Annotated in this window: 13 protein-coding genes; 4 read left to right on the top strand and 9 right to left on the bottom strand. The window is 58.3% G+C overall.

Annotated features, from left to right (window positions below; all coding sequences use genetic code 11):
* Positions 1 to 14: 14 nt before the first annotated feature.
* The 4 genes from AC1RKC_RS18835 to aptA form a co-directional block, all read right to left on the bottom strand.
* Positions 15 to 1,121, bottom strand: coding sequence for a DmpA family aminopeptidase (locus tag AC1RKC_RS18835; RefSeq protein ID WP_493092703.1), 1,107 nt, complete (start codon positions 1,119 to 1,121; stop codon positions 15 to 17).
* Positions 1,122 to 1,123: 2 nt separating this feature from the next.
* The gene (locus AC1RKC_RS18830; protein WP_020825063.1) at positions 1,124 to 2,500 is read right to left on the bottom strand and encodes an APC family permease; all 1,377 of its coding nucleotides are present in this window, start codon (positions 2,498 to 2,500) and stop codon (positions 1,124 to 1,126) included.
* Between the two features lie 159 nt (positions 2,501 to 2,659).
* Positions 2,660 to 4,168, bottom strand: coding sequence for a CoA-acylating methylmalonate-semialdehyde dehydrogenase (locus tag AC1RKC_RS18825; protein ID WP_261139443.1), 1,509 nt, complete (start codon positions 4,166 to 4,168; stop codon positions 2,660 to 2,662).
* Positions 4,169 to 4,184: 16 nt separating this feature from the next.
* Positions 4,185 to 5,525: an omega-aminotransferase AptA gene (gene aptA, locus AC1RKC_RS18820; protein ID WP_261139442.1), complete on the bottom strand. Its 1,341-nt coding sequence runs from the start codon at positions 5,523 to 5,525 to the stop codon at positions 4,185 to 4,187.
* A gap of 260 nt (positions 5,526 to 5,785) precedes the next feature.
* On the opposite strand from aptA, the gene AC1RKC_RS18815 reads away from it, so the two are divergent.
* Entirely contained in the window at positions 5,786 to 6,715 is a 930-nt protein-coding gene (locus tag AC1RKC_RS18815; protein ID WP_020825066.1) for a LysR family transcriptional regulator, read from the top strand.
* Positions 6,716 to 6,849: 134 nt separating this feature from the next.
* Here the strand turns inward: AC1RKC_RS18815 and AC1RKC_RS18810 are convergent, their stop codons facing one another.
* Positions 6,850 to 7,977, bottom strand: a complete 1,128-nt coding sequence (locus AC1RKC_RS18810; protein WP_261139441.1) for an iron-containing alcohol dehydrogenase — start codon at positions 7,975 to 7,977, stop codon at positions 6,850 to 6,852.
* Between the two features lie 265 nt (positions 7,978 to 8,242).
* On the opposite strand from AC1RKC_RS18810, the gene AC1RKC_RS18805 reads away from it, so the two are divergent.
* The 3 genes from AC1RKC_RS18805 (at position 8,243) to AC1RKC_RS18795 (ending at position 10,792) form a co-directional block, all read left to right on the top strand.
* On the top strand, positions 8,243 to 9,001 hold the full coding sequence (locus tag AC1RKC_RS18805; protein WP_046374583.1) for a response regulator transcription factor: 759 nt from the start codon (positions 8,243 to 8,245) through the stop codon (positions 8,999 to 9,001).
* A 102-nt stretch (positions 9,002 to 9,103) separates the two neighbouring features.
* The gene (locus tag AC1RKC_RS18800) at positions 9,104 to 10,405 is read left to right on the top strand and encodes an NAD(P)/FAD-dependent oxidoreductase (protein ID WP_046374582.1); all 1,302 of its coding nucleotides are present in this window, start codon (positions 9,104 to 9,106) and stop codon (positions 10,403 to 10,405) included.
* A gap of 21 nt (positions 10,406 to 10,426) precedes the next feature.
* On the top strand, positions 10,427 to 10,792 hold the full coding sequence (locus tag AC1RKC_RS18795) for a cupin domain-containing protein (RefSeq protein ID WP_046374581.1): 366 nt from the start codon (positions 10,427 to 10,429) through the stop codon (positions 10,790 to 10,792).
* Positions 10,793 to 10,832: 40 nt separating this feature from the next.
* Here AC1RKC_RS18795 and AC1RKC_RS18790 read toward each other — a convergent pair whose 3' ends face one another.
* The 4 genes from AC1RKC_RS18790 to AC1RKC_RS18775 all read right to left on the bottom strand — a co-directional run bounded on the left by AC1RKC_RS18790 (position 10,833) and on the right by AC1RKC_RS18775 (position 14,812).
* On the bottom strand, positions 10,833 to 11,639 hold the full coding sequence (locus AC1RKC_RS18790; protein ID WP_261135841.1) for an alpha/beta hydrolase: 807 nt from the start codon (positions 11,637 to 11,639) through the stop codon (positions 10,833 to 10,835).
* A gap of 86 nt (positions 11,640 to 11,725) precedes the next feature.
* Complete coding sequence (locus AC1RKC_RS18785) at positions 11,726 to 12,838, bottom strand: class II histone deacetylase (protein WP_115060201.1); 1,113 nt, start codon at positions 12,836 to 12,838, stop codon at positions 11,726 to 11,728.
* A 13-nt stretch (positions 12,839 to 12,851) separates the two neighbouring features.
* Positions 12,852 to 14,024, bottom strand: a complete 1,173-nt coding sequence (locus tag AC1RKC_RS18780) for an MFS transporter (protein ID WP_142816005.1) — start codon at positions 14,022 to 14,024, stop codon at positions 12,852 to 12,854.
* A 140-nt stretch (positions 14,025 to 14,164) separates the two neighbouring features.
* Positions 14,165 to 14,812 carry a helix-turn-helix transcriptional regulator gene (locus AC1RKC_RS18775; protein WP_020825075.1) on the bottom strand — a complete coding sequence of 216 codons (648 nt, stop codon included), beginning with the start codon at positions 14,810 to 14,812 and terminating at the stop codon, positions 14,165 to 14,167.
* Positions 14,813 to 15,111 lie beyond the last annotated feature (299 nt).

Genomic DNA, 15,111 nt, shown 5'->3' with positions numbered 1-15,111 from the left:
AGCAGACATTGAAATTATTTCCGCCAGCCGCTTTTTTCCAGTGCCGTCAGCAACTGTTCGGCGCTCAGTCCCTCCGCCCGATGGCCATTACCGGAAACGGTATTGGCGGCCAGCAGGGCATTGATAATCGCCTCTTCCACCGCTTCTGCCGCTGCGGCAAACAGCTCGGAGATGTAATCGTTGTTCACCATGCGCAGCGGGGTGGTAAAGGCACCTTTGTTGGCGTAGTCGGCAGGGGGGAGGCCGTCATTGCCGGTGGCGAAGGCGATAAAAATGTCGCCGCTCGAGTCTTCGGTACCGCCGCCGGTGCGGGCAATGCCGATGCTGGCGCGTTGTGCCAGACGGGCGCATTGGTGCGGCAACAGCGGGGCGTCGGTGGCCAGGGTGACGACGATCGACCCCATGCCCGGGTGCGGCAGCTGCGGTGTAAACGGCGAGTGAATATGTGCCAAATGACGGCCTACCGGATAACCGCCCACCAGCAGCGACGCGCGTTTGCCGTGGTTGGCCTGCACGATGGCACCGACCGTCCAGCCACCGCGATCGGCAGGCAGGCGGCGCGAAGCGGTGCCGATGCCGCCCTTGAACTCATGGCAGATCATGCCGCTGCCGCCACCGACCGCACCTTCCTGGGGTAATCCTTCGTGTGCCGCCTGCAGTGCTTGCCGCACATGTTCAGGCTTGACGTGAAAACCGTTGATGTCGTTGAGCAGGCCATCGAAGGTTTCCATTACCACCGGCATATTCCAGTACACCGCGTCGTCGGCCGGCAGCGCTTCACGTTCCAGCGCGATCAGGCTGTCACGTACCACGCCGACGCTGTGGGTGTTGGTGAAGGCGATTGGGCTGGTGAGCAGGCCGGCTTCGCGGATCCACTCCAGCCCGGTGGCGTCGCCGTTGCCGTTAAGCACATGTACGCCGGCAAAGCAGGGGGATTGCCGGGCCTGGCCGGGACGCGGTTCGATCACCGTGACGCCGGTACGCACGCTGCGCCCGTCGGCCAAATCGGCGTGGATGCTGGCGTGGCCGACGCGAACGCCGGGCACGTCGGTGATGGCGTTCAGCGGGCCGGCAACGCCGTGGCCGATTTTAATGCCCAAATCCTGAGCGCGCTGCGACATGGTTATTCTCCTTCAATTGAGGGTTCAACGTGCGGGATAGCCTGCCGGGTGCGCATATAGCTCAGCAGCAGGCCAAAGCAGAGGATACCGGCAATGATAATAAAGTCTTTCAGGCTGCTGGCGATCAAAATTGTCCATAACACATACAGGCAGCCGATCAGCGCGATCGCCACCGGCAGCGGCCACAGCGGCATCAGATACGGGTGGTGGAAACGTACGCGGCGGCGACTGATCAGCGCGGCGACGGCCATGATGATGTACACCAGCAGCAGCAGGATCACGGTAAATGAGGTCAGATCGCCGAGGTTGGAGCAAAAGGCCAACAGCGCCGAGGGAATACCGAACAGCAGAGTGGCAATCCACGGCGTGCCGAAACGCGGATGGATGATTTTCAGCGCCCGGTTCACCTGCGGCAGCCAAAAACCGTCACGCCCGCTGGAGAACATCATGCGGCTAAACTGCGCCACGATGGCGATAATGGCGTTGAACACCGACAGGTAAATCGCGCCGCTGACTACCCGCGCCAGCGTCGGCCCACCCAGTTGGCTGACCACGTAGCCGACCGGATCGGCCTGTTTGGCCATTTCCGCCAGGGACGGCGCGCCAATCAGCAAAGCGGTGAAGGGCAGCAGCTCGACCAGTACCACGATCGCCAACGTCAGCATGATGGCGGTGGCCATGGGTTTGCCCTGCTCGCGCATGTCCTCCGCCATATACACCGCGGCACCGTAGCCGTTATAGGAAAACAGCGCGACGCCGACCATGGCGACGATCAGCGGTACGGAAACCGGTGCCAACACGCCTTCGGGGTTTAGCATCACCGGCGCGACGAGGATGTCCGCACTTTGGTGCGGGGTGCTAAAGCCCAACCAGGCGATTAGCCCCAGCACCGCGATTTCAACCACCAAAAAGGTGCCGGTCAGCAGCGCATTGGCCTTGATGTTGAAAATGGCGCAGGCTCCGCCGATCAAGATGGTGATCATCCCGGCGGTAGAGGCGTCGAACTGAGTCCCCAGCGCGGTGTTCAAATAAGGCACGGCACCGGTGGCCAGCACCGCCGGTACGAACAGCGCGGCACTGAGAATAAACAGGTAAGTTTGCAGCCCGCACAGGGTGCCGAAGAGGCGTTTGATAATGCTGTATTCGCCCCCGGCGCTGGGGTGTGCCGCACCGAGTTCGGCGTAGCACAGGGCTATAGTGGCGGCGATAAAGGCAGCGATCAGAAATGAGATAAAGGCACCGCTACCGGCGCTGGCGATCGCCAGCGGAGCAATAACGAAAATTGAGCTGGCGGGCGTGACGCCGGAGGCGGTAATCATCACCACGTCGAGGACGCTGAGATTACCTTTGAATTTGTGTTCTGGTGTGGGCTCAGTCATTCAAAACTCCATTAACGCGTTAGTGGGTTATTTTGCGGGCAGCGATCGTGCGGTAGAGCCTTGCGATGGCATGCCGCTGCCCGGGCCTGATTAAATGGAGCGCGTGGAAAGCGAGGCGAATTTCTTCGCCTCTAAAAAATCATTATGATTATTATGAAATTACCCTTGCCCGGACGGGAAGCTGAAGGTGGCATGCTGGGCGTCATGGGAAGAAGGCCAGCGCTGGGTAATGGTTTTGCGCTTGGTGTAGAACCTGACGGCATCCGGGCCGTAGGCGTGTAGGTCGCCAAACAGCGAGCGTTTCCAGCCGCCGAACGAGTGATAAGCCACCGGAACCGGCAGCGCAACGTTGATCCCCACCATACCGACCTGAATATGACTGGAAAAATAACGCGCCGCCTCGCCGTCGCGGGTGAACAGGCAGGTTCCGTTGCCGTACTCGTGGGCGTCTATCATCGCCATCGCCTCTTTCAGCGATCCGACCCGAACCACGCCCAGCACCGGGCCGAAGATCTCCTCCTGATAAATCCGCATGCCCGGTCGCACGTGGTCAAACAGCGTTGGGCCAAGGAAATAACCCTGGCTGATTTGCCCGCTGTCGTCCCGCACCGCCAGCTCGCGACCGTCGACCACCAGGGTAGCTCCCTGCTCAACACCCTGATCGATATAGCCTTTCACTTTTTCATAATGCTGTTGGGTGACCAGCGGCCCCATGTCGTTGCGGTTATCGTTACCGGCACCGACCCGCATGGCCGCCATTTGCCGCTGTAACCCGGCAACCAACGCGTCGGCCGTGCCGTCTCCCACCGCCACCACCAGCGGGATGGCCATGCAGCGTTGTCCGCAGGAGCCGAACGCCGCACCCATCAGCGCACTGACGCTGCCGGCGATGTCGGCATCCGGCAGCACCACCGCATGGTTCTTCGCGCCGCCCAGCGCCTGCACCCGTTTGTTCTGGCCACAACCGGTGTGATAGATGTGCTCCGCTACCGGCGTAGAGCCGACAAAGCTGACGGCTTTGACCCGGGGATCGTGCAGCAGGGTGTCCACCGCCTCGCGGTCGCCGTTGACCAGATTCAGCACTCCCGGCGGCAGCCCGGCTTCGGACGCCAGTTGAGCGATATACAGCGTGGAGGAAGGGACGCGTTCGGAAGGTTTCAACACAAAGGTGTTGCCGCACACCACCGCCATTGGCCACATCCACAGCGGTACCATCGCCGGGAAGTTAAACGGCGTGATGCCTGCCACCACTCCCAGCGGTTGAAACTCGCTCCAGCTGTCGATGCCCGGCCCGGCATCCTTGCTGTGTTCGCCTTTCAGCAGTTCCGGCGCATAGCTGGCGTACTCAATATTCTCGATGCCGCGCTGCAGTTCTCCCATGGCATCGCTGAGCACTTTGCCATGTTCGGCGGTGATCAACCGGCAGATGGCATCGGCATGCTGTTCCAGCAGCGTTTTTAGACGCATCATCACCCTGGCCCGCTTTAGCGGTGGCGTATCGCGCCAGGCTGGGTAGGCTTGCTCGGCGGCGTCGATGGCGCTTTCTACCGTGGCGCGGTCGGCCAGTAACACCTCCTGATGCGACAGCCCGGTAGCCGGATCGTAAACCGGCTGGCTGCGGGTTCCGCCGGTGGCGGACTGGCCGTTGATCCAATGTGCAATTGGCATGGCTTGCGCTCCTTTATTATTCGGTTGCGTTGATAGCGTCGCCGAGGGCGTTGATCAGCGAGTCGATCTGCGCCTCGCTGCTGATAAACGGGGGTGCCAACTGCAGGGTGTCGCCGCCATAGCGGACATAAAACCCGCTTTCCCAGCAGCGCATCGCCACTTCATACGGCCTGCGTGCCGCTTCGCCCGGTCGGGCCGCCAGCGTGATACCCGCCGCCAGACCGAAGTTGCGAATGTCGCTGACGTGGTTGCTGCCCTGTAAGCTGTGCACTGCACGTTCGAAATGGGGGGCCAGCGCCTGCACCCGTTCGATCATCTGTTCGCGTTCAATGATATCCAGCGTCGCCAGCCCCACCGCACAGCTGACCGGATGGGCGGAGTAGGTGTAGCCGTGCGGGAATTCGAGCAAATATTCCGGTTCATCGGTGGCCATGAAGGCCTGGTAAATTTCGGGGCGAACTACCACGGCCCCCATCGGCTGTGCGCCGTTGGTGACCTGTTTGGCAATATTCATGATGTCCGGCGTGACGCCGAATGCCTCGGCGCCGGTCAATGCGCCGCAGCGGCCGAAGGCGGTGATCACTTCGTCAAAAATCAGCAGAATATTGTGTTGAGTACAGATCTCGCGGATGCGTTGCAGATAACCGACCGGCGGTACGATCACCCCGGCCGAGCCGGAGAAGGGTTCGACTATCACCGCGGCGATGGTCGAAGCGTCACGCAGTGTGATGATGCGGTTGAGTTCTTCCGCAAGCTCGGCGCCTTGCTCGGGCATGCCGCGCGAAAAGGCATTTCCCGCCAGTTGGGTATGGGGCAGGTGGTCCGCTTCGGCGCTGGCGCCAAAGGCTTTACGATTGCCGGCAATGCCCCCCACCGCGATGCCGCCAAAGTTAACGCCGTGGTAGCCCTTCTCGCGACCGATAAAACAGGTTTTGCCCGCCTGGCCCTTGGCTCGCCAATAGGCACGCGCCATTTTTAACGAAGTGTCTGCCGCTTCGGAGCCGGAACCGGTGAAAAACACATAGTCCAGCCCGGCCGGGGTCATGGCCTTGATTTTGTTCGCCAGCTCGAAAGATAAGGCATGGCCGAACTGAAACGCCGGGGAATAATCCAATCGGGAAAGTTGCCGGTGAGCGGCATCGGCAATTTCCTGGCGGCCATGGCCCAATCCGCAGCACCACAACCCGGATAACCCGTCAAAAATCTTGCGACCGTCCTGGCTGGTATAATAAACGCCTTGCGCGTGGCTTATCATTCTCGGGTTGGCTTTAAAATTACGGTTGCCGGTAAAGGGCATCCAATGTGCTTCTAACCATTCACGGTCGGCTTTATTTTCACGTTGATTTAAATCAGCCATTTTTCCCTCCGAGGGGGAGAATAGGTACGGTTAATTAACTATGCCCGTCATCTTTTAAATTGCAGCGTTGTTATCTGCACCAGCTCAGCCCAGGTACTTACTTGAGTAAGTACCTGGGCTGAGTGAGCTGGCCGTCTGGCCGCAACTATAAAAGCTAGAGGGTATAAATAAACGTGTTAATGAATTGTTGAGTGAAATTGACTATGTTCTGCTTCTTCACTAATGTGAATAATCATATGTCGAAACTTACTTAAGGTTTTATGCAAGTAAAAAAGCGCGCATTGTTGGGCCAGTTATCGGATATGGATCTGCGGTTGCTGCGGGTATTTAAGGCGGTGGTCGACTGTGGCGGCATGAGCGCCGCCGAGCTGGAGCTGAATATCAGCCTGTCGACCATCAGCAAGCATATCAAGGATCTGGAGCAGCGGCTGGGCCTGACGCTGTGCCACCGCGGGCGCGAGGGGTTTGCGGTTACTGACGAAGGGCTGCTGATTTATCAGGAAACCGTGAATCTGTTGGCGGCGACCGAGGCCTTTCGCCGTGGGGTGGATGATGTGCATCAACGCCTGGGTGGGCAGCTGCACGTGGCGATATTCGACCATACCGTCAGTAATCCTCAGGCACATATCGGCCGGGCGATTGCCTTATTCAGCGAGCAGGCGCCGGATGTCTCTTTGCAAATGTATGTGGAACCGATAAATACCATTGAACGCGGCGTCATTGACGGCCAATTTCAAATTGGCATTATTCCCATGCACCGCAGTGCGGAAAGTTTATCTTATAGTTCGTTATTTCATGAGAGGATGTTCTTATATTGTGGCGCGCAACATGAATTATTTTCCGCTAACCATGAAATACTAAATTGGGATCTGTTGCACAATTATGCCTTTGCCGGATTAGGCTACCATTCGCCGAATATGGAACTGAGCCTGCAGCAGCATTTACATCGCAAGGCAACGGGGTTTGCCCAGGAGTCGATCGCGACCCTAATTCTTTCCGGTAAGTACGTCGGCTTTCTTCCCGACCACTATGCGGCGTTTTTTGTCGCGCAAAATATGATGCGCGCCATCAAACCGACGCTGTTCCGTTATCACTGCGAATATTCCAGCGTGCTGCGGCGTTCGCCCAGCCCGCAGCGGGTGGTCAAGCTGTTCCACGAATGCCTGCTGGCAGCTCATGGAACAGCTTGATGTTTACTGATCTTTCTTCTTGCCAAAAATCTTGATCAGCAAGCCGACCAGGATGCCAATCGCGATGCCGGTGAAAATCCAGCTGATGATGCCCATGTCCAATCTCCCGCTATTACTTTGATCTGATTATATAATCATTCGATGCGGAATGCGCCTTCGATCATCTGCTGCCGCTGCGGCGCGCTGTAGTCGATCAGCGAGTTCTTGCTGTTGGATTTTGCCAGCGTCACCGCCAGTTCGTCTGCGGAAATCGGCAGGTCATCCTGCCAGAAACTGGCGATGGCATTGCGGGTAATAAAGTCGATCAGGTAGCGTTCCGGGCTGTCATGTTGCTCGGGGAACAGGCGGGCGGCAAGCTCAGCCATCAGCGCCCGCTGCTGCGGTTGTTCGCTTTTCGCCAGCAGTTCGAGGAACGGCAGCAGCAGGCGACCACAGACCTGGCCGTGGTGATAATCGCGCAGGGCGCCAATCTCGCCGGCGATGCCGTGGATCACTCCCAGCCCAGCGGCGCTCAGCGTCAGGCCGCCAAGGTAAGAGGCTTGCATAATCGCCTCGTGAGCCTCGGCGCTGCGGTTGAGCGCAGGCCAAGCCTGCAGGAAGTGGCGAATGCCGGTCAGCGACATCTCGCGCGTCATGGTATTGGCGGTTTTGGACAGATAGGCCTCGAACAGGTGGGTAAAGGCGTCGATGGCGCAGTAGGCCAGCACCTTGTCCGGTGACCCTTGCAGCAGCTGCGGATCCAGGATGGCGGTGTGTGGCACAAAGTTGCTATGGCGCAGCGAGGCTTTCACCTTGCTCACCTGGGTGTCGGTGATCACCGCATTTTGCGTGACTTCACTGCCGGTACCGGCGGTGGTCGGGATGGCAATGAGCGGCAGGGTTGCACCGCTGATTTTTGTGTCGCCGATCTTTTCCATATAGCGCAGGGTGGGCAACGGGTGCTCGACCAGCGCGGCAAAGGCCTTGGCAGCATCCAGCACGCTACCGCCGCCAATGGCTACCACGCGTCTTACCTTGCCGCGCCAGCGCGCGACCCAGGCGTCTATCTCTTGCGGTGAAGCCTCGTGACTGACGATTTCGGTGCCGAGCAGCAGTGGCGTCAATGCGTCTGCCAGTGAGGAATACACCGCGCCATTGAGGAATGATCGGCAGCTAAACAGCAGCGTCGGCTGTGGCTCGGCGGTCAGTAGCGGGATCAGTTGGCTGATGCTGCCGTGGCCGAACCAGGTCTGGCGGTTGGCAATGGTCAGGCTGGTAGTCATGTTCTCTCCTTGGCACGCGAAAACCACAGCATAAGCCAGCCTCTGCGGCTGAACCACTGCTTTTCGCTGCCTGAAAGGGATTCCGTTAATATATTAATCAAGCCTCGTTAGGCCACGCCGCAATAATCTGGCGAAGGTGTGATTTGTTTAACATGTAAACGATTCTGCTGTTGCATTTGGCGCTATTGAGTGTTTTCTATAACAAACAGGCCACGGCGTAGCCGGAATAAAGTGATTGTTAATTTATTAATGATGGCGGGCGAAGATGAATATTCAGGTGGAACGGTTATCCGCAGTGATAGACGCAGTCGCAACCCAAGGTTTCTATCCCAACCTGTTGGCCTGGCTGGAAGGGTTCTTCGCCTTTGATAGCGCCATTGTTTACGCGTTTGAACGCGGCCAGGCGCCACGTTGCCTGATCAAAACCGAGCGAGAAAACAGTGACGCGGTCAATCAACTCTATCAACAGGGCGCTTACCTGCAGGATCCGTTTTACCAGGCGCTGAATGATGGCGGCGGCGGCGAGGTGCTGACCCTGCGCCAGTTGGCTCCCTGCGGCTTCTACCATACTGATTATTACCGTAACTTTTACCGCAAGACCGGCTGGCATGATGAAGCCGGCGTGCTGCTGCCCCTGACGCCGGAACGCGGGTTGGGGGTGTTTTTCGGCTCGGCGCGCCAGTCGGTGGGCGTGCGTTATCCGCAGTTGGCTGAGTTGCGTGATGCGCTGACGCTGCTCAAGAGCGTCGCGCGGCTGCATGGCGAAGTGGTCGTCGCCCCGGCAGAACCAGAAAGGGTGACGGATCATGCGGTGCAGGCACGTTATCTGTTGACGCCGCGCGAGCGCGAAATAGTGGATCTGATCCTGGACGGCTGCGGCTCGCAGCAAATCGCCGATCGGCTGTTCATCAGCCTGGGAACGGTGAAAAACCACCGCAAGAACATCTACAGCAAGCTGGCGATCGGTTCGCAGGCCGAACTGTTCAATCTGCTGTTGGCCACCCCGCTGCGCCGCAGCGCCTGAGTGTTAATTATTTGTTGCGAATGTCCCTAAAGGGACATGGCGACGTCGCGCCCACCTCCTGATAATCCGATGTTATGGCATAGGGTCTTCGGGAGTGCGACAGTGAACAATAATATCGAATCGTTAACCTACTACGCGGCAACCAAAAAATACGATCTGCGCTTTCCGACGCTGGAAGAAGATCTGGACGTTGACGTGGTGATCATCGGCGGTGGTTTCTCCGGCATCAATACCGCCCTGGAGTTGGCTGAGCGCGGCATCACCAATATCGCCATACTCGAAGGGCGCTACCTGGGCTACGGCGGCACCGGCCGCAATGGCGGGCAGGTGATGGCCGGTATCGGTCACGATCTGGAAAAAATCAAACGCCACGTCGGCCCCTCCGGGCTGGAAACCATCTTCAAAATCAGCAACCTCGGCGCCGGGATTATTCGTGAGCGCATCAAGAAGTACGAGATTGATGCCGATTTCTGTTTTGGCTACGGCTACCTCGGCAGCAATGCACGCCAGGAGAAAACCCTGCGCAGCTGGCTGAAGGAATTCAAGGCGGTATCGCCGAATGAAGAGATTGAACTCTACACCGGCGCAGAGGTGAAACAGGTCGTGGGGTCAGATGCCTACACCTGCGCATTGAAACACATGGGCGGCGGCCACGTGCATTCGCTCAACCTGCTGTTGGGCGAGGCGAAGGCGCTCAGCGGCTACGGCGTAAAAATCTTCGAAAACAGCAGCGTGCTGGGCGTGGAATACGGTTCGCGCATTAAGGTGCGCACCGCCATGGGCTCAGTACGTGCCAACAAGATGCTGTGGGCGTGCAACGGTTTCCTCAACGGCATGGAGCCGTTCATCTACAACAAAACCATCAATACCTACGCGTTCCAACTGGCGACCGAACCCTTGCCTGAAGAACTGATCCGCCAGATCAGCCCGATCCGCGGTGCCTACAGCGATATCCGCCCGGTGATCGATTATTACCGGGTGACCAATGAAAACCGGCTGCTGTTTGGCAGCGCCACCCGCTTGATCGAATACATTCCGTCGGATCTTAAGGCCTGGAACCGCAACCTGATGCTGAAAGTGTTCCCGTACCTGCATGACGTGAAGATCGACCTGGCCTGGGGCGGGCCGCTGTGTTGCAGCGCCAACCTGTTCCCGCAGATCGGCACCTTGCCGCAGCATGACAACGTGTTTTATGTGCAGGGCTATTCCGGCTTTGGCGTAACGCCGAGTCATATCGTCTGCAAAGTGTTGGCCGAGGGCATGAGCGAAGGATCGGATCGTTACGATCTGATGAGTTCGATTCCGCACGTCAATATCTTCGGTAAAGACAAGCTGCGACGGGTAATGACCACCGCCGGCAAGGTTTGGCACCAGACGTCCGGTTACTGGAAAGGTCGTCGCTAATTTTTATCACAGGAGAGAAACATGAAACCATTACTGCTTAAGCAACCGCTGCCTGAACTGTTGGACATTGGCAGCGTCAGCAACCTGGGCGCCACGGTGATCGCCGGTGAGCCAAACGTCGGGGTGGCGAGCCTTTTCGGTGAGCCGACCGATAACCTGAACTGCGGTATTTTCAGCTGCACGCGCGGCACCTTTGTAATGGAGTATCCGTTCTCCGAACACGCCACGGTGTGGGAGGGTAGCGCGACGCTGACCGACGAAAAGACCGGTAAATCCGTGCAGTATCAGGCCGGGGATTCGTGGTTTGTCGAAAAAGGCACCCCGGTACGCTGGGAGATCACCTCGGATCGTTTTGTAAAACATTACCTGGCGATCGTCGAAGGCTGATCGTTAACTGGCCCCTCTCCGCCGGGAGAGGGGTATTCAGCTATCCCAGCACCCGTTCGATAAAGTCGGTGATCCGCCTTAATATCTGATCCTTGTTGGTTTCGTTAAAACTCTCGTGTCGCCCGCCTGGATTGACCATCGCTTCGAAATCGCTGCCCTTGAGCCGATCGATCGCGGTTTGCGATTCCGCCATTAACACCAGCCTGTCGTCATCGCCATGTATCCACAGCGTAGGCAGCGTGCCGAAGCCCGGGCCGGCGTTAATTTTTGCCAGGATCTGCTGCATCGCCCGCAGCGTCGGGCGTTTGAACGGCCCGTGCCACACCAGCGGGTCGGCCTGATAGGCTTCCCCCACCGACGGATCACGCGACAGGGTGGCAGTATCGAGCGGCGTGTCCGGGATCTCTGGCAGAGTAAGCAAATCCGAAATCAGGGTTCTTTCGCCAATCAAGGGGCCGGAAAGCACCAGCGCACGCACGTCATCGCCATAACGTTGAACGTAGCGGGTGGCAATCATCCCGCCCATGGAATGGCCGATAACCACCAGGGGGACGCCAGGATGCAGCCGCTGAAAATGCTCCGTTACGCGTCGAACGTCGTCGGCCACGGCGTCATAATCTTCAATCAATACGCGTTCGCCCTGCGAAAGCCCATGGCCGAGATGATCGGGGCCGAACACCCGCGCACCCTGCGCTTCCAGCGTACGAGCGACGTACTGATAACGGCCGAGATGCTCGCCGTAACCGTGCACCAGCAGCGCCAGAAAACGCGGTCGGTCATGGCCCCAGTCATGCACGGCAATATCGCCATGCCCACCTTTGATAAAGCTGATCTTCTGTTCAGACATCGTATTTTCTCATCGGAAAGGTCATATTCAGCGTAGCGGCAAAGCGGAGAATGGGTAGGGGCACTGCGTGCGGTGCCCCAGGATATTTAGCGAATGAAGTGCTGTGCCAGCGCATCGATAGCCTGGCGTTGGAACAGATTGAAGGCGTCTCGCGGCTGCTGTTGGCGGATGAATGCCAACAGCGGATCTTCGACCTCGGTGCGAATACCGCTAAGCTGCTCCATCACCGCCAGCCCGCAGAAGGGCACGTAGGACTCGGCATAACCGCCCTCATGCACCATCACCAGCTTTCCATCGCACAGGCGGTCGGCGGCGTCCTGCACCAGGGCCGTCATGCTGCGGAAACTATCGCTGTGCAACTGCATGCGCGCCAGCGGGTCGAGGGCATTGGCATCGTAGCCGCAGGCAACAATGATCAGCTCGGGTTTGAAGCGCTCGAGTGCCGGGATCACTATCTGTCGCATGGCATACAGATAGCCGTCGTCACCGGCACCCGCCAGCAGCGGAACATTGATGTTAAAGCCTTCTCCCGCCCCGGCACCGCGGTCCTGTTCACCGGAGTAGCCCGCCGGGAAGCAGCCGTCCTGATGCAGCGACATCGTCAGTACGTCGTCACGTTGCCAATAGATATGCTGCGTACCATTGCCGTGATGCACGTCCCAATCGAGCACCGCCACTTTGCCCAATCCGTATTTGGCCCTGGCCCGCTCGATGGCGATCGGGATATTGGCCAGAAAGCAGAACCCCATCGACTGATCCGGCAGGCAATGGTGGCCCGGTGGGCGCGACAACGCATAGGCGTTATCCAGGTGGCCCTGCAGCACCGCTTCGACCGCCGCGCAGGCCAGCCCGGCGGACAGTTTGGCTATCTCGTAGCTGCCCGGGCCCAAAGGTGCTTCCTCACCCAGCATGCCGCCGCCGTTATCACTTAGCTGTTTGAAACGTTGCAGATAGTCGGCCGGATGAATACGTAACAGGTCTTCTTCCGTCGCCATGTCGGCACTTAGCAGCTGGATCTGTCGCGACAGGCCGGACACGTCCATCAGGTTTTTCATCCGCCGTTTGGTTTCCGGCGATTCGGCATGGCCCGCCCCTGAAGGCGGTTGCACCCAGCCGCCGACCGGCAGCGTGGTGGCATGCAGGCCGGTGCTGTGCCAGAAACAGCGTTCATCAAACAAGAAACCGGTTTTTCTTTTCACCTTATTACTCCTGTTAAATGGCGCGTTGAACGCGCGGTGAAGCCAGCGAAATCAGCAGCAGCGACAGCAGCGCACTGCCCAGCGCCCCGACCAGCAGCCTGTCGAAACCGCCTGAAGACTCAATCCAATAACCGGCCAGCGTTGGGCCGATCGCCATGCCGCCGCCAATCACCAGATTGATGTTGTTCATCAGCTTGCCGTTGTTATCCAGCCCGGCGACGCGGGCCAGGATAAACGGCAGCACAAAGGTCCAGGTAAACTTGAACAGCACCGCCGCCAGCGCAAAGCGCAGCAGCTGCGGCGTGTGGAACAGCAGCGCAATGCCGGCGAGCAACAAGCCGTAACTTAGCCAGATCAGTCCATTGCCGCCTCGCCTGGCACTGATGAACGCCGCACCGCCGGCGCCGACGATGCCAAACAGCGTGGCGGCCGCCAGCACCTGGCCGCTGCTGACCGGCGAAAGGCCGGCCGCGTGGGCGATACTGCCGATAAAGGTCCAGACTGCGCTCAGGCTGATATAAAAGGTCAGTACCGCCAGGACGGCGAAGACTTTACGCAGCCATGGCGTTGCCGTGGTATGGGCGGTGGATTGCGCAGGGTGAAAGCCGCTGGGAAAGGCGGAAAGCAGCGGCAGGCAGCACAGCATGATGGCCGCCAGGATCAGGTATACCGCCATCAGGCCAAAATGGGCGAACAGCAAGGGCAGCACCAGCAGCCCAACGGCGCCAAGCACCAACTGGCCCAGCACCCACAAGGCGTAAACCCGGCTGGGGTTGGCGGTGCCACCGGCACAGGTGATACACAGGATCATCAGCGTGCCGCCCGCCAAAGAGGCGATGAAACGCAGCCCCAGTAACAGGTGAAAATCACTGACCAGTGCCGACGCCAAATTGCCGACGATAAACACCCCCGCAGCCAGGGTTGCCACCCGGCGCCAGTTAACGCGGCTGATCCACCACCAGGCGGGCAGGGTGGCGAGGCTCATGGCCCCCAGCTCGGTGGAAAACAGATGGCCGATTTGCGCGGGGGTGAGCGACCATTGGCTGGCCAGCTGTGCGGCAACCGCCGGAGCGGTCATCAGGATGCCCGGTGCAATGGCGGCAAAGATGATGATGGCGGTCAGCAGCCGCGGCGGGCAGGGGAGAGCCGCCCCGGCAGCGGGTACAGAAACGGAATCACTGGACATAATAATTATCCCCGCAGGTTAAGCCTGAGTCAGATATAACCGCGTTGCCGTATTCTGGGCAGGCGGAAACCGCGCCATGAATGGCGAATAATTAACGAACTTATTTTCTCCACTATAAGCCGATGTTATGGCTCTATTTATTAACCGTGGGCAATAAAGCTGCTGGCCACCAATTCGGTACGGTTGACCACTTCAGTTTTGGCAAAAATATTGCGCATATGGGTTTTTACCGTTGAAAGCGAAATACCCAGCTTCAACGCTATGCGTTTATTACTGGCGCCTTCACGCACCATATTGACGATCTCCTGCTCTTTGGCGGTCAGCAGGCGGGCTTCCCCGTCGGGCAACAGGTCGCGGGTCGCCAGTTCGATCAGCGGCATCACCGCCCGCAGGCGACCGCGTTCCAGTTCGGTAAACGGCGTATCGCGGATCAAGGACACCCCGGCAACGATGCGTTTACGCTGCCGAATAAAGATCTCCGTCATGTCGCGCATATCATTGGGCAGCATAAAATCATGATAGTAATGGCGGTTATTGGCGATTGCCGCCGGGCTCATGCCGACCATATTGATGTCCTGCTGGTGAAAGTTGGCAGGCTTGAGCGGATCGATCTGCTGGAAATGGTTCAAGTACTGCTGGTGGGTTTTATCGGAGATGCCGTGCAAAATATAGTGGTCTGGCCGCAGGTCCTGGTTAACCAAATAAAACACCCCTGCGGACACCGGGATCAGGTGCGCAATGGTGGTCAAACAGCTGTTGATAAAGGCATCGGACGATGTAATGTGCATGATTCATTTCCTCCCTTTATCGTTCGGTCTGGAATATTCGGTCAATATGTGAACGATACAAGCATAGTGATAGCAATTGTGCAACACAATAAATACATATTAACAACGTGAGCCTGATTGCAATAAAACACATAAATAACAAGGCAACGAAGAGGCCTCGGCAGCGACAGTGCCGCACGAGTGTCGATATTTTATTAATATATTAACGAATGACCTATAGCCTTCCTGCTGAATTTACAGCAGTTTCCCCCTCGGCGTGGTGACCCTCTGCGATATCACCGGCCAGTCTCACCGCTGAT

The organism is Serratia sp. GW822-FHT06E05 (assembly GCF_058799445.1).
This window is presented reverse-complemented; position numbering and strand designations above follow the sequence as displayed.